The organism is Pseudoalteromonas sp. Ld19 (assembly GCF_045064135.1).
In the GTDB taxonomy this organism is placed as follows: domain Bacteria; phylum Pseudomonadota; class Gammaproteobacteria; order Enterobacterales; family Alteromonadaceae; genus Pseudoalteromonas; species Pseudoalteromonas aliena.
On the sequence record NZ_JBISHA010000017.1, the window covers coordinates 273,849 to 295,657 of the forward strand.

Genomic DNA, 21,809 nt, shown 5'->3' on the forward strand with positions numbered 1-21,809 from the left:
CGGCGCAAAAGTCTAAAACTCGAAGGGGTTATAGCAAACTTAGAGCAGTAGTTAATATTAACTACTTGTGGTTTTAATTGAAAAACATTGGATTTTTATAAATGAAAACGTTTGTTGCTAAACCAGAAACAGTAAAACGTGACTGGTACGTAGTTGACGCTGAAGGTAAAACTTTAGGTCGCATCGCTACTGAAATCGCTCATCGCCTACGCGGTAAGCACAAAGCTGAATATACACCGCACGTAGATACTGGTGATTATATCATCGTTATCAACGCTGAAAAAGTTACTGTAACTGGTAACAAATTCAAAAACAAAGTGTACTATTCACACTCTGGTTTTCCAGGTGGTCTTAAGTCTACTACTTTTGATAAACTTCAAGCTGCAAAGCCTGAAATGATCATCGAGAAGGCTGTTAAGGGCATGTTGCCACGTGGTCCTTTAGGCCGCGCTATGTACCGTAAACTTAAAGTTTACACAGGTACTGAGCACAACCATGCTGCACAACAGCCTCAGGTTCTAGACATTTAAGGAGCACCATCATGGCAAATCAATACTACGGTACAGGTCGTCGTAAAAGTTCAAGTGCTCGCGTATTCTTACGCCCAGGCACTGGTAACATCGTAATCAACAAGCGCTCTTTAGAAGAGTACTTTGGTCGCGAAACAGCACGCATGGTTGTTCATCAAGCTCTTGAGCTAGTTGATATGACTGAAAAATTTGATCTTTACATCACCGTTGCTGGTGGTGGTACAACTGGTCAAGCTGGTGCTATCCGTCACGGTATCACTCGTGCACTTATGGAGTTTGACGAGTCACTACGTCCACAACTTCGTAAAGCAGGTTTCGTTACTCGTGATGCACGTAAAGTTGAACGTAAGAAAGTGGGTCTTAAGAAAGCGCGTAAGCGTCCACAGTTCTCAAAACGTTAATCTATACGTTATCAAGAATTCAAAAACCCAGCTTATGCTGGGTTTTTTGTTTTAGAATCAAAAGTTTTGCTATTGTAGTTTAGTTATTTTGATTCCTCTATATCCGGTTATGATGATTTTTTGATGATCATATTTGCCAAGAGCAGCGTATTTATCGAACGAAAGTTATGAAATTGTCAGATAGCTGCAAAAAAGTTAAATAATTATCGTAATTAGTTTAAATCCATCAGTTAATTGATGGATTTATTTGCTACAATTGTCCGGTAAGTAAAATGATCGGTTGAACGACGCTATAGGTAGTTTTTACAGCTTCTGTTTAGTGAAGTTGATCTTGGTCAGTACATTGTTTTTACAGAAACGGTATTATAACTATTCGGCCCTATACTCAAACTGGCTTATTGCACCTTAGGTGAAGTTGGGTTTGTTAGAGCATGAGGCTGTGAATAACCTTGTTTTAATCAAGGGTTTTAATTATGATCGTTTCTATTTTAAAAATTTCGAATAATTAACCTGCTGTAACTGATGTTCTCAATATAGCAAGTGTTGAGAATCGTAAGTGGAGATAAGTGGATGAGCAATGCGCCTGTAGACAATGGCCGACGTCGCTTTTTAACCATAGCTACCTCTGTTGTTGGTGGTGTTGGTGCGGCTGGGGCTGCTGTTCCTTTTATTGCGTCTTGGAATCCAAGTGAGCGAGCTAAATCTGCGGGTGCGCCTGTAGAAGTAGATATCAGCAAACTTGAGCCAGGACAATTAATACGTGTCGAGTGGCGTGGTAAACCTGTATGGGTTGTATCACGTACCCCAAAAATGCTTGAGCAGATGAAAGAACACGAAGGTCAACTTCGTGATCCGCAATCGCAAGAGCCACAACAATTAGAATCATCAACAAATGATTACCGTTCACTACGCCCAGAAATATTTTTGGCTGTAGGTATTTGTACGCATTTAGGATGTTCTCCTGGCTTTTTACAAGGTAACTTTGGTGAAAAAGTAGAAGGGACTGACGATGGTTTCTACTGCCCATGCCACGGTTCTAAATTTGATATGGCTGGCCGAGTATTTCAATCGGTACCTGCACCATTAAACTTAGAAATACCACCTTATACTTTTCTAGATGAAACCACTATTTTAGTGGGCGAAGAAAGAGGGGTAGTCTAATGTTTGGTAAGATTATTGGTTGGATAGACGACCGAATCCCAATGACACGTGTTTGGAACATGCACATTGCACAGTATCCAGCACCTAAAAACTTTAACTTCTGGTACTTTTTTGGCTCACTAGCCATGCTCGTACTAGTAAACCAAATTCTTACCGGTATTTGGTTAACGATGAACTTTGTGCCATCTGCTGAGGGCGCATTCGCCTCAGTTGAATACATTATGCGTGATGTAGAATATGGCTGGTTATTGCGTTACTTGCACTCAACTGGTGCATCAGCGTTTTTCATTGTTGTATATATGCATATGTTCCGTGGCATGATCTACGGTTCTTACCAAAAACCACGTGAACTACTGTGGTTGTTCGGTATGTTTATCTTTTTAGCATTAATGGCTGAAGCGTTCATGGGGTACTTATTACCATGGGGTCAAATGTCATTTTGGGGTGCACAGGTAATCATTTCATTATTCGGCGCTATTCCGGTAATTGGTGATGACTTAACACTTTGGATCCGTGGTGATTACGTAATATCGGGTGCAACGCTTAACCGCTTTTTTGCACTGCATGTAATTGCATTACCACTAGTTATTGTTATCTTAGTTTTCTTACACATTGTGGCACTTCACGAAGTGGGTTCAAATAACCCTGACGGTGTTGAAATCAAGCGTAAGAAAGGCTCTGTAGCTGAAGAAGATAAGCCTAAATTTAAATTTCATGAGTATTACACAGACAAAAAAGACATTGTTGATGCAATACCGTTCCACCCTTATTACACAGTTAAAGATATTGTGGGTGTGGTTGGTTTCTTAATCTTGTTTTGTTGGGTTGTGTTTTTTATGCCTGCGATGAATGGTTTCTTTTTAGAAGGTCCAAACTTCGAAGCAGCTAACCCGCTTAAAACACCTGAGCATATTTTTCCAGTTTGGTACTTTACGCCATTCTATGCAATCTTACGTGCAATCCCTGATAAGTTAATCGGTGTTGCAGCAATGGGTGCATCGATTGTAGTGCTTGCGTTATTACCTTGGGTAGACCGTGGTACGGTTAAGTCAGTTCGTTACCGTTGTGGTTTCCATAAATGGAACATTGCAGGATTTGTTGTTACTTTCGTTCTTTTAGGTTGGGTGGGTGCAACTCCACAAACTGATCTGAAAACGATAATTTCTCAAATCTGTACTGTGACTTACTTTATGTTCTTCGTACTGTTGTTCGTATACAGTAAGAATGAAAAAACTAAGCCATTGCCTGAGAGGTTAACAAAATGATGAAGAAGCTTATTATTGGTTTATTTGCTTTATCAGTAAACTTGTTGCCTAACATGGTTATGGCAGCGGGTCCGTCGGTTCCTTTAATGGAAGCTAATAACGACCTTACTGATCAACCATCTTTACAACGCGGTGCAAAGTTGTTTATGAACTACTGCCTTGGTTGTCACCAAATGCAGTATCAGCGTTATGAGCGTACTTTTCGTGATATAGGTATCCCAACAGAAGTTGGTTTAGAGCAGTTGATTTTTGACGGTTCTAAAGTTGGTAGCCATATTACAAATGCAATTACAAAAGACGATGCAGCAAAATGGTTTGGTGCGGCTCCGCCGGATTTGACTCTAATTGCGCGTGTAAAATCACCTGATTATATTTACACGTACTTAAAATCGTTTTATAAAGATGAGTCTCGCCCGTTTGGAGTTAACAATATTGTTTTTCCATCGGTAGGTATGCCGCATGTTCTTCAAGAACTACAAGGTTTACCAGCTCCTATCACTAAAGAAGTAGAAGAGCACGGTCACACAGTGACTAAAGTGGTTGCTACTGAAACAGATGGTACGGGTGAGTTAAGCGTAGATGAGTATGATCAAGCAGCTCGTGATTTAACGAACTTCCTTGAGTACGTGGGTGAACCTTCACGTCTTGAGTCGGAAGCACTAGGTATTAAGGTAATTGGATTTTTAATCATCCTATTTATCTTGGCATTTATGCTTAAGAAAGAATACTGGAGAGATGTTCATTAAGTTTGAACATATTTAAAGGTAATTTTGCAATAGGGGCTTAAGCCCCTATTGCTGTTTTAGTGATTTAATGGAGGTAGGCATGGCCGTAGCTGCCAATAAGCGCCCTGTAATGACCCTTTTTTCTGGGGCTAACTGTATGTATAGCCACCAAGTACGCATTGTACTTGCTGAAAAAGGTGTAAGTGTAGATATTCATTTGGCTGAAAAAGATAACCTGCCAGAAGCACTTCACGAAATTAACCCTTACGGTACAGTGCCAACACTGATTGACCGTGAGCTTGGTTTATATCAGGCAAATATCATCATGGAATACCTTGATGAACGTTTTCCTCATCCTCCACTAATGCCTGTATATCCGGTAATGCGTGGCCGTAGCCGTTTAATGATGCACCGTATTGATACTGATTGGTACAGCCTAGCTGATAAAATCATCAACAACACATCAGATGCGGCTCAAGCTCGTAAAGAGTTAACAGAAGCATTACTAGCTGTAGCACCTATCTTTAACGAAGCTCCTTACTTTATGAGTGAAGAGTTTAGCTTAGTAGATTGTTACTTGGCTCCACTACTATGGCGCTTACCAGAATTTGGTATTGAGCTTAATGGTGCGGGTTCTAAAGAAATGAAAGAGTACATGATCCGTTTATTTGAGCGTGAATCATTCCAAGCTTCTTTAACTGAAGCTGAGCGTGAGATCCGTTTATAATGACACCTAATCGTCCTTATTTATTACGTGCCTTTTTTGATTGGATAGTCGATAACGAATGCACACCACACTTAGTGGTAGATGCTGAGTTTGCTAATGTGCAAGTGCCTACACAGTTTGTTCAAGATGGACAAATTGTTTTAAACATAAGCCCATCAGCAGTAACACAGTTTTCGTTAGACTTAACCCAACTAAGCTTTAATGCGCGCTTTGGTGGTCAGCCAATGCAAGTGTATGTGCCTTTAGGTGCAGTGCTAGCAATATATGCGCGTGAAAATGGTGAAGGTACAGTCTTTACAGTAGACGAGTTTTTAGGGGACGAAGACGACTTTGCTCCAGAGCTTGAAAGCGTTGATTCATCAGTTGAATTTATTGATGAAACACCGCCAGAAAAGCCTGAAAAGAAAAAAGGCTCACATTTACGTGTTATTAAATAATATATAAATGTCAAAAAAACCGCTTTTAAGCGGTTTTTTTATGCCTATTATTTTTACATATATTCAAATACTTTAATTACACGCTCAACGCCCGATACATTACGGGTAATATTAACCGCTTGATTTGCTTCTTGCTCTGAGACTAAGCCCATTAAAAACACCTCAGCATTTTCGGTAACCACTTTAATGTTATTGCTACTGATATTTTTTGCGGTGAGTAACTGTGCTTTAACTTTTGATGTAAGCCAAGAGTCGTGTGTTTGTGTAGTGACTCCAATGTTCGAGCCAATGCGAATTTGGTTATGTATTTTACGAATACCAGCTACGCCCTCAATGGTACGCTGAGCTTCATTTTTCATTTCTGGGTTTGGAACCTGACCCACAAGTAAAACAATGCCATTAACGCTTATAGCGTTAATATGAGCAAATTTTTCGAGACGTTCTACTTCACTAAAAGCAATGCTCGCTTTTATTTCAATGTTGTTATCATCAATTTGCGAACCAATAGTACGGCGATCGTTTGCAGAGGTCACTGCACTAGCCGTGCCTGCAACAATTGCAGCGGCACAACCTTGTAATAACACAACAGTACTTAAAACAATAAGAGCACGTTTAAACATAATTTTCATCCTGCGGGAAAAGCGTTAAATCAACTAGTTCGCTTAAGCAATGTAAGTTAACCAAATGAGATTCTATAATGCGGCTAGGACGTTTAGAAGGTGTTCTGATCTCTACATCATTAGGGCCAAGCAAACCCACTAATTCGCCCCCATCATCACCAACCATGACTATGACCTTCATATCTTTGGTTAGTGCAGCCTCTACTGCAGAAATAATATGCTTCTCGTTACCATTTATTGCCAATACCAGTAATAAATCACCTTGCTGAGCAAATGCGCGAACTTGCCGAGCAAATGTTTCATGTTCGTCGTTTTGGCTAGCTTGCCCTAAATTTACATTTTCTTGAGATAAAGCAATAGCAGGTAGGCACGGACGCTCAGTTTCATAATGATTAACCAATACTCCCGCCATATGCTGTGCCAACATATGGCAATTAGCGGTTCCGCAGCAAATGAGTTTATTTCCGTTTATCATGCTTTGTGCAATTGTAAATGCCGCTGACTCAAGCGCACTGGGGAGTACTTCCCCTGCGGCTATTTGAACTTGAATACTTTCTGTAAAAATTTCTTTAATTGTGTCTTGCATAGCCTACCAATAATTTATACTTGATCTTTATATTGAACTTAAGCTCATGTTGCTTAAGTATTTAAAATACGTTTTTAAGCCAGTTTATTTTAGGGGATGACTCTCCCGTTATGGCTACGTAATCAATTCTTAGTGCTTCGTTTGTTAAATTTTTAGCCGCTAAATAATGATAAATACTGCGTTTTAGCCTTGCTTGCTTTTGCGGACTTAACGCATAGTTTGCACCACCGCGTGAATTATTTTTACGAAATTTAACTTCTACAAATACTAGGGTGTTGCCTTCTTTCATAATGACATCAAGCTCACCAAAGGGGCAGTAATAATTACGTTCAATCGGGATTAACCCTTGAGTAACTAAGTATTTTTGTGCTTCAAGCTCATAATACTGGCCTTTTTCACGACTATTTTGCCACAGCTCTTTAAACCACGACATGTCGCCCCCTTATTTAATTTATAGTGTGTATTTCACCCGCTGATTGCATAAATAACGGAATAGGACGCTGTGTTTTTAACTTAACAGGTTTAATGCGTCTGTTTGCATATTGTGCCCAATCGAGTGTGCGTTCTATATAGCCATTACTGTTGACCGACAGTTTGCCACTTAGGCCATTAAACTGCTTACCAGGTATTATGCTTAGCTGTCTAATATCATGTAACACGATTACAGCGTCGTATGCCATCGCAAATAGGCGCTGGCTTATATCAGCCTGATCAGGCCACAATGTATTATATTGATAGCGTAAATTTGATTGTTTTAGTTGTGAATTAAGCATCCACGGTAACTCGGTAAAGTATAGGCCATCTAAATCACCTTTGTCTGTACGATCAATCTGTTTACTATGACTTTTTGAGCTAGCGTAAAGTGGAATTCTGTCAGCAAATGTACTTACATTTACATCTAAGTAAGGTTTAATTAAACGTGTTTCGATTGCATCACCTAGAATATAAATAACGTCTATATCACCGCGTGAGCGTGTTTCATTTTCGACTTCTTGCTTAAATAACGCTTTTACAGTTTTTATACGTTCTTTTGATTTATCAACTTCGAGCAAACTGGTAATGGTGTTTGGCATATCTTTTTTATCATTGTATAAACCAATTTGCGCTTTAGTTTCACTGTAGCGCTGCCATTGCAAATTAAAATAATCAACTAGGCGCTGTCCGTTAGCATTATTAGGCGCAAGTAACATAGGTTTTTGGTAACTCATAGCTAAAAAGTGCTCCAATGCTTGTTCTACTTCATGTTCTGGATTTAATGCAAAAAAGTAATGCTGTAGTGAAATACGCTCGCCATCAAGTGTGTTCAAATGCAAAACGGGTGTATCAATTAATGTTTTAGCACTCGCTAGCTTGTCGATGTTAGCCTTTAATAGTGGGCCAATCACAAAGTCAGGCTTAATTTTTTCAAGCTGTATTGCAATTTCTTCGGTGCTTAGGTTTTCGTCAATAAAGATGGTTTCAGCTATCTTTTTTGTATCCAGCGCTGCTAAAGCGCCAGCTCTAAGTGCGTCACCTAAACGCTCATTAGGGCCCGACTGCGGAAATAGCACCACTAAGCGTTCAATTTTTATGGCAGCTAACTCGGTAAGTGCTTCATCTTTTTTAGGTAAAATAGAATCTGCTGGGTGGCCTGTATAACGGCGTCGCCAGTTATTAATTGCTTGGTCTAATTCCACGCCGCTATTTGCATAAACTTGGTGGTATAAAGCAAGGTTAACCCAACCTTGTTGGATCACTGCTCCACGGTTAAAGCGCTCAAGTGCATAAGACGAGAGCTTTTTTAAGTTATCCCACAAGCTTTCATTAAGCTGCGGGATATCAATATTATTTTTAGCTGCTGTTTCTGATGCTTTAAAAAAATAAGGCGCTGCTTTTTTAGGAAAATTTTGTGATGCATAAATACTAGCAGTTAAAAACTGATGCCATGCAAAATGTTCAGGCTGAATAAGTTGACCGTCTAAAGACTGCAAAATAACCAAGGCTTGTTTGTTTTTATTTTGTTGTTTTTGCGCAAACGCAATATAAAGGCGGTTTTGAATCTGATCTACACTGGCTGTTAGCTCAAGGTCACTGCCTATTTGCTCTAATAAAGGCCAGTTTTTTTCATTAATAGCAGCATCGCGCGCGCTATATAATAACTGTATTTTATCGGCACCTTGACGATTTTGAGCTAATAGATAGATAGATTGTGCACTGGTTGCTTGATTTTTTAGTGCATTAGCACTGTTACTGAAGTTATCACTGTTTTTAGTTGGTTTTTCGGTTGTGCTACAAGCCGATAACCCTGACAATATAATTAATAGACTAACTAGTTTAAGTCGCACAATGATTTCCCAATACGTTAACGCGATTTGCTTATATTACTGACTGACGCAGGAGACCTCAATGTTAAATGAGGAGAATTCACAGAAAATTGGCACTCTTTACATCGTAGCCACCCCAATTGGCAATTATGACGACTTAAGTCAGCGTGCAATCGCGACATTATCGCAAGTCGACTTAATAGCTGCTGAAGATACTCGCCATACTGGCAAGCTACTCAGCCACTTTGGTATCAAGGCTAAAACCTTTGCATTACACGATCATAACGAGAAGCAAAAAGCGCAACAAATAATTGATCAGCTTAACCAAGGGCTAAATATCGCGCTGGTTTCTGATGCTGGAACCCCCTTGATCAGTGACCCAGGTTATGCGGTTGTAAACTTATGCCGCGAGCAAGGCGCACATGTAACACCTATACCTGGTGCGTGTGCTGCAATTACAGCCGTGTGTTGCTCTGGGCTACCCACCGACCGCTTTCAGTTTTTAGGCTTTACGCCGGCTAAAAGTAAAGCCCGCCAAGACTTTTTTACCGAAGCCGTTAATTCAAGCATGACCAGCATAATGTACGAAAGCACGCACCGTATAATGGCAAGCCTTGATGATTTAGCCCAAGCACTTGGCGACGATCAACAAGTCGTGTTTGCTAAAGAACTGACCAAAACGTTTGAAACATTTTTTAACGGCAGCGTAAGTGAGCTAAAACAGTTTTTAACAAACGATCCAACCAAGCAACGCGGCGAAATAGTACTTATGCTGCCAGGTAAACCCAAGCAAGTAGACGACGTTCCACCAGAAGCACGCAAAATGTTGGCACTACTTGAAAATGAAATGCCAATGAAAAAAGCCTGTGGTGTTGTTGCCGAATACTTTGGAATGAAAAAAAACGCCTTATATAAAACAATTATTGAAGAAAAAGAGTAAATCTTACTGCGCTTGGCATTTGCCTCATGTATACTGCGCGCCGAGTCAGCCAAGATGATCGCTGCCTGTGACGAAAATGATCAGGGGGAGGAAAGTCCGGGCTCCACAGGGCAGAGTGCCAGTTAACGGCTGGGGGGCGCGAGCCCACGACAAGTGCAGCAGAGAGGAGACCGCCAACTTCGGTTGGTAAGGGTGAAAGGGTGCGGTAAGAGCGCACCGGGCCGCTAGTAATAGTCGGTTGCAAGGTAAACTCCACTCGGAGCAAGACCAAATAGGGTTCTATCATTTTAAATAATGAACGCGTGGCCCACGTGAGAACCGGGTAGGTTGCTTGAGCCATAGAGCGATTTATGGCCTAGACGAATGATTATCACTTTCTTCGGAAAGGACAAAACCCGGCTTACCGGCTGACTCACTCATTCAACAAAAAAGCCCGCAGTTAACGCTGCGGGTTTTTTTGTGCTTAAAAATTAAGATAAGTCATCTTTTAGCCGTCAGCTTGTGGCACTCAGTAGAATTTCAATAAAAAGTAATAACTTGGCTGTGAGAAATTATGATGTATGAAGTCAAGATTTGACCCTGGCGATTTGACCCTGGCGATTTTAACCTTAGTGAAATCGCAAGCAAAGAGGTTTTAGAGCTTAAAGAACAGAAAGACCTTTTACTTAATGGGAAGACATCGATTACTAGTAGATTGTCGAGAGTTAGAAATAACTTAAGCCAAAGTAACGGAGTTTTTCAAGTTAGTTGTCGCATCAAGTTAAATTTTATGCCGCCCGCACTTCTTCTTTTTTCTCTGGATTCAAATTTACTTCATTGATCATTGTCCAATCTCTAGACTTTCCTGACCAACGACGTCGTTGGTCAGGAAAGTCTAGAGATTGGACAATGATCAATGAAGTAAATTTGAATCCAGAGAAAAAAGAAGAAGTGCGGGCGGCATAAAATTTAACTTGATGCGACAACTAACTTGAAAAACTCCGGTTTTAGAGCTGAAGATCCATATAAAGAAGAAAAAGAAGCAGATATGATAGGTTGCCACTTAGCAATGCATATTGGTCACAATTCAGATGAGCCAAACTGGTTTTCTGCAATAAACTTGGGTGCCACATGTATACTAAAAGCGACGCAGTTAATCGAAAAAAGCCACCAAATCTTCAGAGATGGTCATGAGAAAGTTGACCTGCAAGTAAATGCTTCTCACCCCCCTTTTGAAACTAGAATAGAAATTATTAAGTGGTTTATAAGTTACTACTATGATAAATCTCCAGCATCAGAAGTTGCACTTGAAATGCATGATTTGATATTAGATTTATTTGATTTCATTTGGTCACATGTTTCTGTTTATATTAAAGAGTTACATGACAAAGGGCATCGCCCAAAACAAGTTAATTCTGAATGGTTACCAGAATGAATTCAAAACAATATGTTAAGCGCTGGTCATTTTTTCAGTTAGATCACACTCCTTGAATGAATGTAATATTGATTAATTCACAATTAGCTATATTCATATACCTACTTGTGAGCTTTTACCAACTAACGTTAATACATATTAACGTTAGTTGGTAAATGCTTAATATTTCAAGGATACTTTTTATAGTCGTGAGTGAGGGCATTCCGAATTATAAAGCTGCGTTTAGAGGTTTCTATGCAAAAATGCTAAGTAAGTCACTATTAAAAGTAATCCCAGTTAAATTATTTTCTTTCACAAGAGTTTTAAATGCGGCATTACAGTAAATTGATTTACCACCTTGCATGCTCGACTTAAATATTAGATTTAGATCGGACTTAAAGGCCAGAGATTTTAGACCATCTTCAAATCCATCTAGATAAGCTTTTTCCGTCAAATCTTTATCTTCTTCTTCAAAAATTAGTGGATTGAATAAAAATAATTCTTTCTCACAATTCAATGGAACAAATTCCCCGCAGCCTTGTAAATGATTACCTATGGCCGTGTAAGCTTTTTTATTTAACACCAAGTAACTCGAAAATAAGTTTATATCATAGTCTTGTTGCTCAGCTTCTTTCTCAACTTTACAGTTAAACCCATTTTCTACAACGTCTAATATTTTAGCTTTCCCTCTTGGGAAATCATCCATAGCTATTTTCACTGCCTCGTTAAAACTGCTCTCTTTTTCTTTAGCAATTTGCTTTGCCATAGAAATAGTCGTGAGGTCGATTATGTCGTATGTTTTTGATGGCTTATGTATTTTGAAAATTACTAGATCCCTTTCCATAACTCATCCTTTTTTTCAAATATTCTAGCAGGTAACATGCCTGTTCTAATAAGCATCTTTGTATTTCTAAGCTTATTTAAGAACGCTGTCTTATCTGTAGCCATACTCTCACCTAACATTGCGCCAATCCATGTTTCATAGTTATATCTATGGATTTTACGATGCGGCGGTGCGTTCGTAGTTGACCAATCAATTGCTTTATTTTTTACAAAATTGATCAACCAAATACCATTATGTGGATCATTTATTCCTATATTCATTAAATGCAAATTTAATCTGGCATCCATCATGGCAGATTTATTGTATCTTCCTTTACCAGAAATTATATGGTGAGCTTCATGTAGATTAGTTGGCTTGGGTTCACCTACTGCAGATAAGTATTTTGCAAGATCATTAGTCGGATGGTGCTTTTCCTCTAAAAGTTCATCAGCAGATGAGAGACCACATTCTTTCCTATACTCTGCTAGCGCTGTTTGAGCTATAACCACAGATTTAATTCGCTTTTTTTCATTTTTAAGATGTGAATAGTCAGCTTCTAAACGGGTTAATTCTTCTTTAGTAGGATTTTTGCACTTCGCATTGTGATAGGATTGCGCTTTAAGCTCATAGTTGTAGATAGCCATTTCAAGAGCTGTTGCACCGCTCGGCCTTTCAGGTTTAGGATATTTAGTCATTGCTTGCATGGAAAGTCCTTTTTTAAGTTTTTCATCACGTCAAAATAAACGACATCGTAACTTAACACAAGTGTTATTGATTGTTTTATAAGCACTTATTGCTATTATGATCCCTCAGGGTCAAATCTTGACTTCACATATCAAAGGTCAAGATTTATAGTTTATTGCTGTGTGGTCAATACAATTTACACTTTCTTAAATAATATTTTTCCCTTGCTCAGGATCGCGTGATTGATCGGCTTGCTCTCTAATTTCGTTGGTATGATCCCTCAGTGTCAAATCTTGACTTCATATATCAAAGGTATAGATTTGTAGTTTATTGCTGTGTGGTCAATACAATTTGCCTTTCTTAAATAATATTTTTCCCTTGCTCAGGATCGCGTGATTGATCGGCTTGCTCTCTAATTTCGTCGGTATCACTGCTTACATCATTAAGTGTTTGGGTTTGCTCATGTGTTTCGGTGTTTTTGGTTTCACTATGCGATTGTGGCTGATCTGAATTACCAAGTTCTGTACTAGGCGAATTAAGTAAAATTCGTTCGCGGGCATCATCAGGCATACTAATATTTTGTTTTGTAAACTCATTAACTAATTCGCGCATTAGTTGGGAGCTGACTTTTAGTGGGCTGTGCTGTTCTCCATTAACCCAAAAGTATAAAATAAAGTTAATGGTTGATGAGCCTAAGTTTTTTATTAGTACTTGCGCAGGTGGATCGCTCAGTACTGCAACTTGTTGATTGGCAATATCTAGGGCGAGAGTTTGTGTACTGCGTATATCGTTATCGTAACCAATACCTATTTCTACTTTTCCGCGCATTTTTGGATTAGCGGTCAGGTTTTTAATGGTATTTTTGTACACTGTCGCATTGGGTATTTGAATATGGTTACCATCGTAATCAACGAGTGTTGTTGCACGCGCTGTTACTTTTTTAACAACACCCAATCTGCCGTCTACTTCTATTACATCATCAATTTTAAAAGGGCGTTGCACGCTTAAAAGTAAACTGGCGATAAAGTTTTCAGCTATGTCTCTAAAGGCAAAGCCTAAAATCAGGCCGATTAATCCAGTGCCACTCATTATCGCCACCGCAAATTCGGTAAGCCCTGCTAAGCGTAAAAATAAGTACAGGCCTAATAAAATAATCAGGGTGCTAATACCACGCCTAGCCACTAGCACAACCAGTTTACTGTCGGTTATAAAATTAATGGGTTTTATAAGTAATCGCGACAGTGGCCCCGCAATTAAATAGCTTATAACGAGTAAAATAACACCTAATAGCAAAGTGGGTAATAATTGCGCTGCGGTGTGAAGTAATTGCATACCTTGGTCATAAAAAAACTGCCACGATAGTGTGCTTACTTTAATTGCTTCTGCCGCAGGTAGCGTATTAGTGAGTGTTATGTTGCTTAGTAAAATGCTGTGCATGGCTGCCTGTCTATGTTTGAGTCCTTTATAAACTACATAGTAGCAAGTTTAATACCAATCACTATTTTGTTTTGGCAAGTATTTTGCTGTATCAATGTATTACAAATACAGGAGCTTAGGATGAGTGAGGCTAAACGGGGTCAACAAGCAAAGCAACCAGTGCACATTCCTATTTTGGGATGGTGGGATATTGCAAAGCGTATCTTTAAAAAAACAAGCCAAGATAATTTATCGTTGGTAGCTGCTGGTGTGGCTTTTTATGCCTTGCTGGCAATTTTTCCTGCTATTGCGGCTATAGTGTCGGTTTATGCTTATTTTGCATCACCCACTGATATTAGCGAGCATTTAAGCCAATTTGTTACTTTGCTACCCCAAAGCACACGGGAGCTTATTTTATCGCAGGTATCTAATCTTGCAAAAAGCTCTCACACAAGCTTGAGCTTAAGTGCTTTTGGGACATTAGTATTAACGATTTGGAGTAGTTCAAAGGGGAGCCAAGCATTAATTACTGCGTGTAATATTAGTTATCACGAATATGAAAAGCGATCTTTTTTTAAAGCATTGTTAATGCGATTTATTTTTTCGGTTGGGGCGATTGTTGTCGCCATTTTTGCACTTGTGATCATAGGTATTTTACCTATTGTCCTTAATTTGGTGGGCTTAAAAGAGAGTATTGATTTATTAATTAAGTTTATTTCTTGGCCATTACTTGCATTTACATTTAACTTTGCATTGGTGTTGTTATACCGCTATGCACCGCATCGTAAGGCGGCTAAGTGGCGTTGGATCACGATGGGGTCGTCTATTGCAACTGTGCTTTGGATTGCAGCCTCCATTGGCTTTTCATTTTATGTGTCGCGCTTTGCGAGTTATAACGAGACCTATGGCTCTTTAGGTGGTGTAGTGATTATGCTTATGTGGCTGTATATCAGTGCATACATCGTCACGTTAGGCGCGGTTATAAATGCGGCAACAGAGCAGCAAACGGCGAAGGATAGCACCGTGGGACCAGCTAAAAAGCGAGGCGAGAGAGGCGCATATGTTGCCGATAATTTAGATGTTTAGAGGGCGTAATTTTAACTTCAAGCTGGTTACTTAGGTTTTGTTAATAATTAGTTTTAGCTGTTCTTTAAATTCTTGTGCTGCGGGCCCAAGTCTATCGGTGTCGTCACACGTTAAATATAAGCGCAAAGCCCGGCTTGTGCCTTGTGCCAAATTAAGCGTTTTTAATGTTCTATTATCAATAAGGTAAGCTATATGCGTTATTGGTAGCCACGCAAAACCTAAGTTTTGACTCACCATATCAATAGCGTCACGTAAATGGCCCACAGTCCAGTACATATCTAAATCTAAGCGTTCTGTACTACTACAATCTTCGTTGTAGCGTGTGTGAGTTATTAAATCGCGCACTATGATTTGTCGATGTGATTTTAAATCGCGAAAGCTTAATTGTTCAGAATGCTGATGCAAAACATGTTCTTTATGAGCTACGGCAATAAATTCTATATCACACAGCTTATCGCAGATAATACCAAATGTAGGAATAGATGAAATAGCTAAATCAACAACGGCATTGTTCAAAGGCTCATTCGTATTAGTAGGTACGTTTTCGATTAAATCGATTTTTAGTAATGGGTAGAGTTCACTCGTTTTAACAAGAGCTTGATATAAAACAGCTTGGGGGAGTGCTTCATCAACGGCTATTTTTAAGGTGTTTTCTATACCTTTGCTGAGCGAAGTGGCAACTGACTCTATGTTACTTGCTTCTTGTATTAAAAATTCAGCCCTGCGTAAAATAAGCTTACCGCTGTCGGTTAAAAATGCTTTTCGACCTTTCACCTCAAGTAACTTTATTTGCAGAGCCGCTTCTAACTTTTGCACAGCATGATGTACTGTTGATTGACTCTTATGCACTGCGGCACTTGCACCTGCAAATCCGCCACACTCAACAACGGCTTTAAACATTCTCCATTGCTCTAACGTTGCCTTTGCCATGTTTCAATCCTATTACTGCTTTTATCGATTGAGTAACTTGACCGTGAAGAACTTGCTTTTATTGCACTTGTGGCGTTATTTAATCTTAGATAGAAATGATCATCTTTTTATCTGCTAAAAGTGCCATAAAGCGACTTTTATTTAGTGGCTTGGAGAATAAGTACCCTTGTCCGTAATCACATCCTGCAGCGAGCAGTAATTGCATTTGTAATTCTGTTTCAATACCTTCAGCAATAACCTTTAATCCCAATTGGTGCGCCATTACGATAATAGCTTCACAAAGGGCAAGCTCTTGGCTTCCTTGCGTAATATTATCAACAAAACGCTTATCTATTTTAAGGTAGTCGGTGTCCATTTCTTGTAAATAAGCAAGTGAAGAATAACCAGTGCCAAAATCATCCAGTGCTAATTGCATACCCGACTGAACCAAGGTTTTAAGACGTGTTTGTGTTAACGCTTCGGGGTTAACCATCAAACCTTCTGTGATTTCGGCCACAATAGAAGAAGCAGGAAGTTTTGCTGCTTTTAACATGTTAGGCCAATCATCTATGCCGCTATCGAGTGTCGAAAGCTGCACCGGCGACACGTTAACGCTTATTTGAAATTCACTACTGGTTAATTTTTTAATGTCATTGAGCGTTTCTAAGGCTTGGCCAAACACAAACTGACCAAGTGCGTTTATTTGCCTGGTTTCTTCAGCTAGCGGAATGAATGCAATAGGGCTTATTAAGCCTTTTTCTGGATGTTGCCAACGAATTAATCCTTCGGCTTTGTGGATGTGCAAGTCACTTAAATTAACAATAGGTTGGTAAAATAGCTCGAATTGTTTGAGTTCTATTGCGCTTCGTAAATCTTTTAATAATTGCATACGTGCTTGAGCTTGTTCGCGCATATCCGCAGAGAAAAATTCAAAGCCATTTCGGCCATTACTTTTTGCTTTATACATCGCCTGATCGGCGGCTTTTAATAATTGCTCAGTATTTTCACCATCCGAAGGTGCGCAAGCAATACCTATACTTGCACTGATAAATAACTCTTCTTTTTCGACATTTAATACTGTTGATAGGCTAAGTAAAATATTACTCGCAATTTGGTTTATATGGCGATTACTTTTAATTTTATTAAATACAATAACAAACTCATCGCCACCAATTCTTGCTACAAACTCTGCATTTTTTGCAGATTGCACTATGCGTTTCGACACTTGCTTAAGTAAGTGATCGCCGTAATGATGGCCCAATGTGTCGTTAATGTCTTTAAAGTGATCGATATCTAACAACATAACAACAAGTTGATTATCTTCGCTGGTTAAATCTGAAAAACGCTGGTTTAAGCGTTCTTTTAGCTCTAAACGATTGGGTAAGTCGGTAAGGTGATCAAAATGTGCTTGTCGCCAAATTGTGTTATTTGCTTTAATTTTTTCTGTTAAGTCAGTAAAAATAGCGACACGACGAATCGGCGTGTGGTTATCATCGTATACGGTATCGATTAATAACCATTCAGTATAAAGTTCGCCATTTTTTCTACGGTTTATAAGTTCGCCTTGCCAACGGCCTGTGACTTGAAGTTCTGACCACATTTTTTGATAAAATTCTTTAGGGTGCTTACCGGATGATAAAATATGCGTAGCTTTACCAACAACTTCTTCTTTGTTGTATAGCGTGGTTTTACAAAATGCAGGATTAACATCATAAATAATACCATCGGCATCAGTTATTGCCATGCTTTCACTGCTATTACTGTAAACCAGTGACGCTAAATGCAGTGCTTTTTCATCTTGTTTTTTCTGACTAATATCTCGCAGCACGAGTATGTATTCGTTTTCTTTGTTAAGAGCATTAATACGCGCTTCGAAAAAATAATCATCATTACTTTCATCGAGTTTAAATTCAAGAGTCACTTGTTTTTTTGATTTGGATAAATAAGATAAAAGTAACTGTGCATTCGCTTTTGGTAATAAGCACGATAAACTCATTGGTGCGGTTGATTTCTTTAGTAATAGTGGGCTTATATGGCCACCAACATTGAGCAGCTCTCCATCACTATTCAATTTCAGGTAACCGTCAGGCAAGGCATCTAGTAAGCTGGTGAGTTCATCGTGTTTGTTTTTCAAGCTTGCTTCTGCTGTTAATCGAGTTGCTGCCATAACTTCAAAGCGTTTATACAAAGCATATAACTCAGGGCTGTTAGGCTTTGCTTTATTGTTGGGCATGCTGCCCTTCGCTAGCTGATCAGTGGCTTTTGACAAATCTTTAAGAGGGTTGAATATACTTGATTGAATCACTCTTCGCGCTAAAAAAGTTATCAGGGTGATGGCAGCTAGAAAAGCCAAAATGGTTTTTATAAAGTTAAGATTAACCTGATCTATAAAGTCATCAATAGGGAGCGTTATATAAATATCTAAATTATTGTTATTAATGTCTTTATATAAAATAGAACGATGAAATATTTGGTTAACCCCGTTTTTATCTTTAAATACGGCATTTAATTTATCATCGTGGAGTAAGTTTTTGTTAGTAATCTTTTTGCCTAGCTGATTTAGTGAATTAGGGTAATTAGCAAGAATTAACCCATTTGAATCAGCAATAACCGCATTTGCTCCATCTGGAAAGCTGGCTTGATTTAATTCAAGACTCCACCAATTTAGCGCAATAACGGTAACAAGTGCACCGATAAGCTGACCATTCTTATCGACAATAGGGTAAGCGAAATTAACGCTTTGTGCTTGAATGCTTCTATCGTATTGAAAATATCCGATTGAAAAACTTTTCTTTGAAATAGCATTTTCAAAGTATGGGCGGTCGCTTATATTAATATTTTTACTATATCCGTTGGTAACGCACATTACGTCACCGTTTATGTCGACAATGCCTATATTTGCTACGTTGGTATGAAGCGCTTTAATATCAGTGAAATAAGAAGGACAAGAGGTTGGGAGAGCTTGATGATTTGAAACTTTTTTAGCTAAAAACAAAGTTAGTTTTTTAACATCACTGACCATCTGTTTTTGATGGTGGGTTAAATGCTTGGCTATGTTAATTACTTTTTCTTCACTTTTTTCTATTGCTGTACCACGCTCGAGATATAGCGTAAATAGCGTTACAGCAGCGCCTGGTATGCTTAGCAAAATTAATAATCGATAGAGCTGGCTTTTAAGTGATGAAGTAAAAATAATCTGTTCCCTGTAATTTATTTCCCTGAGAGATTATTGTAGTCAAATAAAGAAAAAATAACCATGTTAGATATAGGGTTTTGCAGAAAAATTGTTTATTTTTAAATGCTTACTGTGCTTTTTGAGGGGTTTATAAGCATAATGTATTATCCTTAATATATAAATAGCAGCTATGTTGTATTTTAATTCTAAAAAGTTGAATTATTAGCTAAGCTAACTGTTAATCTCTTTTTTACAAATGTTGGTCATGCCAGCGCTGTTTATTATAGCGCTGCAAAGATCACTTCTTGCAAATGTGGTGATCAATGTTTTTAGTGTTGCTGAATTTGCGAAGTATGTGAAAATTTGCGTAATGGGCTTTTCGAGTATTTATACGAGAGCTTGAAAAGCTCACTTAATTAAGCGAATTGAATTAAAAAGTGGTTTTATTATAGTGATAAATTCAGTATTTTCTGAGCATGTTAGGGATTTATATTAAAAGGTGATAGACGCAGTCATTGGTTTTGTCATGTCGAGTGACATTGTAGTTTTAAATGTACAATCTTGTTTAGCAAAAAGAACTTAACTACCTTTGATCAGATCGCGGCAGAGTTAATTGGCTTTAAGCTAATAACCTTACGAGCCAACCGTATTTTCTTACTAAGCTTGTTTCGCTTTTGCCTGCTTGTACGGCGGCACCAGCTAAAAATGCACTGGTTATACCTACCTTAGTTGCAGCTAGGCGCTTTAACCTGTATTGAAATGCCGCATGGTGCTGGCGCTTTAATTCATTTTGCATATCCATCTTTTCACTTAAAGCTTGAACGTTCTTGTTCGGTTCTTTAATTAAATAATTAACTAACATATTAATTTCCTTACAAACTAAATAGCTGCTTTAGGCTTTTAAATGTTTTACTAAAGCCAATTTTATTGCTCAGATAAACGGTGTTTTTCCAAAGCCATGCTAAACATGCTATTTGTAGTAAAGTTGCTGTTGCAATACCAAGCCATACCGATCCAAATAGATCGAACATAGCAAACCCAACAGCACCTAAAATCCCCGCCCACAACAAAACCAAACCACTGGCAAAGCATCCTAAAAATATCGTGATCAGTGCAAGCGATCTAAGCGATAACCGCCATTCAGCTTTGGCAAGCTGATGGGTGATCTCTCCTTGAGTCTGATAATCATCCTTGAGCTGCTTTGAATATGTTAAAAGCTTTGCAATATGATCTTGCCAATCGTCCTTTTGGCACGGTTGCTCAGTAGTTTGGTTTCGTTCATTACCATCCTTGGCTGCGATTGTTTGTGGGTTATTCATAACAAGTTACTTACGACGGAATAATGATGTAATTAACATGCCCGCAGCAAAAGCAATACCTGCTGTTGCTAATGGATTTTCAGCTGCAAAAGCACGTGTTTTAGCTGTGCACTCGCTTAGTTTTTCACGTGCTAAAAGTTGCTTTTCACTGAGTGCTTCAGCTGAACTAGAAGCGCCTTTGCGAACATTGCTTTCAGCTGTTGCCGCTTTGCTAGAAAGGGCATCTACCGCATCATGTGCAGCAGATGCCGCTTTTTCTGTAAGAGGCGCTTCTGTATTTGATGATTTAACGTCGGGCTTAATATCTGAAGTTGTGTTTGCTTTCGTACTTGTTGCAGTAGCCATAATCAATCCTTAATAAGTTAAAGTATTTAAATAGTGATTTAGATGATGCAATGATTAAACCAAACTTTATTTATTAAAAATCATTGAATTTTAAGGTTTTTTAATGTTTATGAGTGTTTTTCGATATTTTTTATTAAAAATAAACAGTAACTCTTACTCCCCATTTGAGTAAATTTTACAAAGCCATACAAAAGGATTAAATAAACAGTGAATATTCACTGTTTATTCAGTAAGTGTAGTTTGTCAAAAGTAGGTTACTTAAAGCCAATAAAGTTTTTTTTATACGATGACTCCACTTTTTTCCACACAATTCAATCGCTTTGCTTGAACCCTTATTTTTTCTAGCTTTGAGACTTGTTAAAGCGAGCCTGCTTACTTGACAAAAAGCCTTGTCAAGCCCTAAACTGGAGCACTGTGGAGAAAAGTGGTTTTTAGTGGATCAAATTGGATCAAAGTGATTTATAGTTGCTTTAAATAACTCAAAGTAGGCTTTTTATGTTTCGTGGCGCAAGTTCACTGAGTTTGGATGAGAAGGGGCGTTTTGCGGTACCAACTAAGTACCGAGAACCTTTATTGTCTGAAGATCAGGGAACGGTTATTTGTACCGTCGCATTAAATGAGCCGTGTTTATGGTTATATCCACTGGCTGAGTGGCTCGAAATAGAGTGTCGCTTAGCAAAAGTTTCGAATATGAACCCACGAGCCCGTCGCATGCAGCGTATGTTGCTCGGGAACGCCACTGAATATCAACTCGATAAAAATGGTCGAATTTTGTTAGCGCCTTCATTGCGTGCACATGCAGAGCTTGGCAAAAAAATCATGCTAGTTGGTTTGATGAATAAATTTGAAATTTGGGATGAAGCGCGTTGGCATGAACAGATGCGCCAAGATACTGAGCTTGAAAGGCTTGGTGATTTTGAGCCCAACTTAGATTTAGATAATTTCACACTCTGATAGCACAAAA

General features: G+C 38.7%; 23 protein-coding genes and 1 other RNA gene. 12 read left to right on the plus strand and 12 right to left on the minus strand.

The annotated features are described in order from the left end of the window. Positions 1–101 precede the first annotated feature (101 nt). The 7 genes from rplM to ACJJVZ_RS06445 all read left to right on the plus strand — a co-directional run bounded on the left by rplM (position 102) and on the right by ACJJVZ_RS06445 (position 5,246). Positions 102–530 carry a 50S ribosomal protein L13 gene (rplM, locus tag ACJJVZ_RS06415; protein ID WP_077536001.1) on the plus strand — a complete coding sequence of 143 codons (429 nt, stop codon included), beginning with the start codon at positions 102–104 and terminating at the stop codon, positions 528–530. 8 nt (positions 531–538) lie between these two features. Next, positions 539–931, plus strand: coding sequence for a 30S ribosomal protein S9 (gene rpsI, locus ACJJVZ_RS06420; RefSeq protein ID WP_024599268.1), 393 nt, complete (start codon positions 539–541; stop codon positions 929–931). A gap of 570 nt (positions 932–1,501) precedes the next feature. Continuing rightward, positions 1,502–2,092, plus strand: coding sequence for a ubiquinol-cytochrome c reductase iron-sulfur subunit (gene petA, locus ACJJVZ_RS06425; protein WP_007378319.1), 591 nt, complete (start codon positions 1,502–1,504; stop codon positions 2,090–2,092). Further along, positions 2,092–3,357: a cytochrome bc complex cytochrome b subunit gene (locus ACJJVZ_RS06430; protein WP_405599064.1), complete on the plus strand. Its 1,266-nt coding sequence runs from the start codon at positions 2,092–2,094 to the stop codon at positions 3,355–3,357. The genes petA and ACJJVZ_RS06430 overlap by 1 nt, the downstream gene beginning before the upstream one ends. Continuing rightward, positions 3,354–4,103, plus strand: a complete 750-nt coding sequence (locus tag ACJJVZ_RS06435; protein ID WP_077535999.1) for a cytochrome c1 — start codon at positions 3,354–3,356, stop codon at positions 4,101–4,103. Before ACJJVZ_RS06430 ends, ACJJVZ_RS06435 begins: the two co-directional genes overlap by 4 nt. A gap of 79 nt (positions 4,104–4,182) precedes the next feature. Then, a complete protein-coding gene (sspA, locus tag ACJJVZ_RS06440) occupies positions 4,183–4,809 on the plus strand; it encodes a stringent starvation protein SspA (RefSeq protein ID WP_077538834.1) in 627 nt (208 codons plus the stop codon). Then, positions 4,809–5,246 carry a ClpXP protease specificity-enhancing factor gene (locus ACJJVZ_RS06445; protein ID WP_077535998.1) on the plus strand — a complete coding sequence of 146 codons (438 nt, stop codon included), beginning with the start codon at positions 4,809–4,811 and terminating at the stop codon, positions 5,244–5,246. The genes sspA and ACJJVZ_RS06445 overlap by 1 nt, the downstream gene beginning before the upstream one ends. Positions 5,247–5,299: 53 nt before the next feature. On the opposite strand, the gene dolP is transcribed toward ACJJVZ_RS06445, so the two are convergent. From dolP to ACJJVZ_RS06465, 4 genes are all read right to left on the minus strand, one after another. Next, on the minus strand, positions 5,300–5,866 hold the full coding sequence (gene dolP, locus ACJJVZ_RS06450; protein WP_138584690.1) for a division/outer membrane stress-associated lipid-binding lipoprotein: 567 nt from the start codon (positions 5,864–5,866) through the stop codon (positions 5,300–5,302). Next, the gene (locus ACJJVZ_RS06455) at positions 5,859–6,452 is read right to left on the minus strand and encodes an SIS domain-containing protein (protein WP_077535997.1); all 594 of its coding nucleotides are present in this window, start codon (positions 6,450–6,452) and stop codon (positions 5,859–5,861) included. The genes dolP and ACJJVZ_RS06455 overlap by 8 nt, the downstream gene beginning before the upstream one ends. 61 nt (positions 6,453–6,513) lie before the next feature. Continuing rightward, positions 6,514–6,885: a YraN family protein gene (locus tag ACJJVZ_RS06460; protein ID WP_077535996.1), complete on the minus strand. Its 372-nt coding sequence runs from the start codon at positions 6,883–6,885 to the stop codon at positions 6,514–6,516. A 13-nt stretch (positions 6,886–6,898) separates the two neighbouring features. Beyond that, a complete protein-coding gene (locus ACJJVZ_RS06465; RefSeq protein WP_405599069.1) occupies positions 6,899–8,776 on the minus strand; it encodes a penicillin-binding protein activator in 1,878 nt (625 codons plus the stop codon). A 61-nt stretch (positions 8,777–8,837) separates the two neighbouring features. Between ACJJVZ_RS06465 and rsmI the strand changes: the two genes are divergently transcribed. The 3 genes from rsmI (at position 8,838) to ACJJVZ_RS06480 (ending at position 11,109) form a co-directional block, all read left to right on the plus strand. Beyond that, positions 8,838–9,695 carry a 16S rRNA (cytidine(1402)-2'-O)-methyltransferase gene (rsmI, locus tag ACJJVZ_RS06470; protein WP_096793710.1) on the plus strand — a complete coding sequence of 286 codons (858 nt, stop codon included), beginning with the start codon at positions 8,838–8,840 and terminating at the stop codon, positions 9,693–9,695. A gap of 41 nt (positions 9,696–9,736) precedes the next feature. After that, positions 9,737–10,114, plus strand: an RNA gene (gene rnpB, locus ACJJVZ_RS06475) — RNase P RNA component class A. A gap of 551 nt (positions 10,115–10,665) precedes the next feature. Further along, positions 10,666–11,109, plus strand: a complete 444-nt coding sequence (locus ACJJVZ_RS06480) for a hypothetical protein (RefSeq protein WP_405599121.1) — start codon at positions 10,666–10,668, stop codon at positions 11,107–11,109. 232 nt (positions 11,110–11,341) lie between these two features. Here the strand turns inward: ACJJVZ_RS06480 and ACJJVZ_RS06485 are convergent, their stop codons facing one another. The 3 genes from ACJJVZ_RS06485 to ACJJVZ_RS06495 all read right to left on the minus strand — a co-directional run bounded on the left by ACJJVZ_RS06485 (position 11,342) and on the right by ACJJVZ_RS06495 (position 14,032). After that, positions 11,342–11,932 (minus strand): hypothetical protein, encoded by a 591-nt coding sequence (locus ACJJVZ_RS06485; protein WP_405599570.1) that lies wholly within the window; start codon positions 11,930–11,932, stop codon positions 11,342–11,344. Beyond that, a complete protein-coding gene (locus ACJJVZ_RS06490) occupies positions 11,917–12,615 on the minus strand; it encodes an AHH domain-containing protein (RefSeq protein WP_405599123.1) in 699 nt (232 codons plus the stop codon). Before ACJJVZ_RS06490 ends, ACJJVZ_RS06485 begins: the two co-directional genes overlap by 16 nt. Before the next feature lie 340 nt (positions 12,616–12,955). Further along, positions 12,956–14,032 carry a mechanosensitive ion channel family protein gene (locus ACJJVZ_RS06495; RefSeq protein WP_405599125.1) on the minus strand — a complete coding sequence of 359 codons (1,077 nt, stop codon included), beginning with the start codon at positions 14,030–14,032 and terminating at the stop codon, positions 12,956–12,958. A gap of 120 nt (positions 14,033–14,152) precedes the next feature. Between ACJJVZ_RS06495 and ACJJVZ_RS06500 the strand changes: the two genes are divergently transcribed. Further along, positions 14,153–15,097: a YihY/virulence factor BrkB family protein gene (locus ACJJVZ_RS06500; RefSeq protein ID WP_405599127.1), complete on the plus strand. Its 945-nt coding sequence runs from the start codon at positions 14,153–14,155 to the stop codon at positions 15,095–15,097. Positions 15,098–15,127: 30 nt separating this feature from the next. On the opposite strand, the gene ACJJVZ_RS06505 is transcribed toward ACJJVZ_RS06500, so the two are convergent. From ACJJVZ_RS06505 to ACJJVZ_RS06525, 5 genes are all read right to left on the minus strand, one after another. After that, complete coding sequence (locus tag ACJJVZ_RS06505; protein WP_405599129.1) at positions 15,128–16,027, minus strand: LysR family transcriptional regulator; 900 nt, start codon at positions 16,025–16,027, stop codon at positions 15,128–15,130. 85 nt (positions 16,028–16,112) lie between these two features. After that, positions 16,113–19,157 carry an EAL domain-containing protein gene (locus tag ACJJVZ_RS06510; protein ID WP_405599553.1) on the minus strand — a complete coding sequence of 1,015 codons (3,045 nt, stop codon included), beginning with the start codon at positions 19,155–19,157 and terminating at the stop codon, positions 16,113–16,115. A 643-nt stretch (positions 19,158–19,800) separates the two neighbouring features. After that, entirely contained in the window at positions 19,801–20,043 is a 243-nt protein-coding gene (locus tag ACJJVZ_RS06515; RefSeq protein ID WP_138584680.1) for a hypothetical protein, read from the minus strand. Between the two features lie 10 nt (positions 20,044–20,053). Continuing rightward, a complete protein-coding gene (locus tag ACJJVZ_RS06520; protein WP_405599132.1) occupies positions 20,054–20,500 on the minus strand; it encodes a hypothetical protein in 447 nt (148 codons plus the stop codon). 6 nt (positions 20,501–20,506) lie between these two features. Beyond that, complete coding sequence (locus ACJJVZ_RS06525) at positions 20,507–20,845, minus strand: DUF883 domain-containing protein (protein ID WP_182701924.1); 339 nt, start codon at positions 20,843–20,845, stop codon at positions 20,507–20,509. Between the two features lie 495 nt (positions 20,846–21,340). Here ACJJVZ_RS06525 and mraZ point away from each other — a divergent pair, with 495 nt between their 5' ends. Beyond that, the gene (mraZ, locus tag ACJJVZ_RS06530) at positions 21,341–21,799 is read left to right on the plus strand and encodes a division/cell wall cluster transcriptional repressor MraZ (RefSeq protein ID WP_405599135.1); all 459 of its coding nucleotides are present in this window, start codon (positions 21,341–21,343) and stop codon (positions 21,797–21,799) included. The last annotated feature ends 10 nt before the right edge of the window (positions 21,800–21,809 follow it).

What these genes read in the sequence shown, in the direction of transcription:
- rplM (WP_077536001.1), top strand. Translation starts at nt 102, where the DNA reads ATGAAAACGTTTGTTGCTAAACCAGAAACAGTAAAACGTGACTGGTAC.
- petA (WP_007378319.1), top strand. Translation starts at nt 1,502, where the DNA reads ATGAGCAATGCGCCTGTAGACAATGGCCGACGTCGCTTTTTAACCATA.
- ACJJVZ_RS06430 (WP_405599064.1), top strand. Translation starts at nt 2,092, where the DNA reads ATGTTTGGTAAGATTATTGGTTGGATAGACGACCGAATCCCAATGACA.
- ACJJVZ_RS06435 (WP_077535999.1), top strand. Translation starts at nt 3,354, where the DNA reads ATGATGAAGAAGCTTATTATTGGTTTATTTGCTTTATCAGTAAACTTG.
- sspA (WP_077538834.1), top strand. Translation starts at nt 4,183, where the DNA reads ATGGCCGTAGCTGCCAATAAGCGCCCTGTAATGACCCTTTTTTCTGGG.
- ACJJVZ_RS06445 (WP_077535998.1), top strand. Translation starts at nt 4,809, where the DNA reads ATGACACCTAATCGTCCTTATTTATTACGTGCCTTTTTTGATTGGATA.
- dolP (WP_138584690.1), bottom strand. Translation starts at nt 5,866, where the DNA reads ATGTTTAAACGTGCTCTTATTGTTTTAAGTACTGTTGTGTTATTACAA.
- ACJJVZ_RS06455 (WP_077535997.1), bottom strand. Translation starts at nt 6,452, where the DNA reads ATGCAAGACACAATTAAAGAAATTTTTACAGAAAGTATTCAAGTTCAA.
- ACJJVZ_RS06460 (WP_077535996.1), bottom strand. Translation starts at nt 6,885, where the DNA reads ATGTCGTGGTTTAAAGAGCTGTGGCAAAATAGTCGTGAAAAAGGCCAG.
- rsmI (WP_096793710.1), top strand. Translation starts at nt 8,838, where the DNA reads ATGTTAAATGAGGAGAATTCACAGAAAATTGGCACTCTTTACATCGTA.
- ACJJVZ_RS06485 (WP_405599570.1), bottom strand. Translation starts at nt 11,932, where the DNA reads ATGGAAAGGGATCTAGTAATTTTCAAAATACATAAGCCATCAAAAACA.
- ACJJVZ_RS06490 (WP_405599123.1), bottom strand. Translation starts at nt 12,615, where the DNA reads ATGCAAGCAATGACTAAATATCCTAAACCTGAAAGGCCGAGCGGTGCA.
- ACJJVZ_RS06495 (WP_405599125.1), bottom strand. Translation starts at nt 14,032, where the DNA reads ATGCACAGCATTTTACTAAGCAACATAACACTCACTAATACGCTACCT.
- ACJJVZ_RS06500 (WP_405599127.1), top strand. Translation starts at nt 14,153, where the DNA reads ATGAGTGAGGCTAAACGGGGTCAACAAGCAAAGCAACCAGTGCACATT.
- ACJJVZ_RS06505 (WP_405599129.1), bottom strand. Translation starts at nt 16,027, where the DNA reads ATGGCAAAGGCAACGTTAGAGCAATGGAGAATGTTTAAAGCCGTTGTT.
- ACJJVZ_RS06515 (WP_138584680.1), bottom strand. Translation starts at nt 20,043, where the DNA reads ATGTTAGTTAATTATTTAATTAAAGAACCGAACAAGAACGTTCAAGCT.
- ACJJVZ_RS06520 (WP_405599132.1), bottom strand. Translation starts at nt 20,500, where the DNA reads ATGAATAACCCACAAACAATCGCAGCCAAGGATGGTAATGAACGAAAC.
- ACJJVZ_RS06525 (WP_182701924.1), bottom strand. Translation starts at nt 20,845, where the DNA reads ATGGCTACTGCAACAAGTACGAAAGCAAACACAACTTCAGATATTAAG.
- mraZ (WP_405599135.1), top strand. Translation starts at nt 21,341, where the DNA reads ATGTTTCGTGGCGCAAGTTCACTGAGTTTGGATGAGAAGGGGCGTTTT.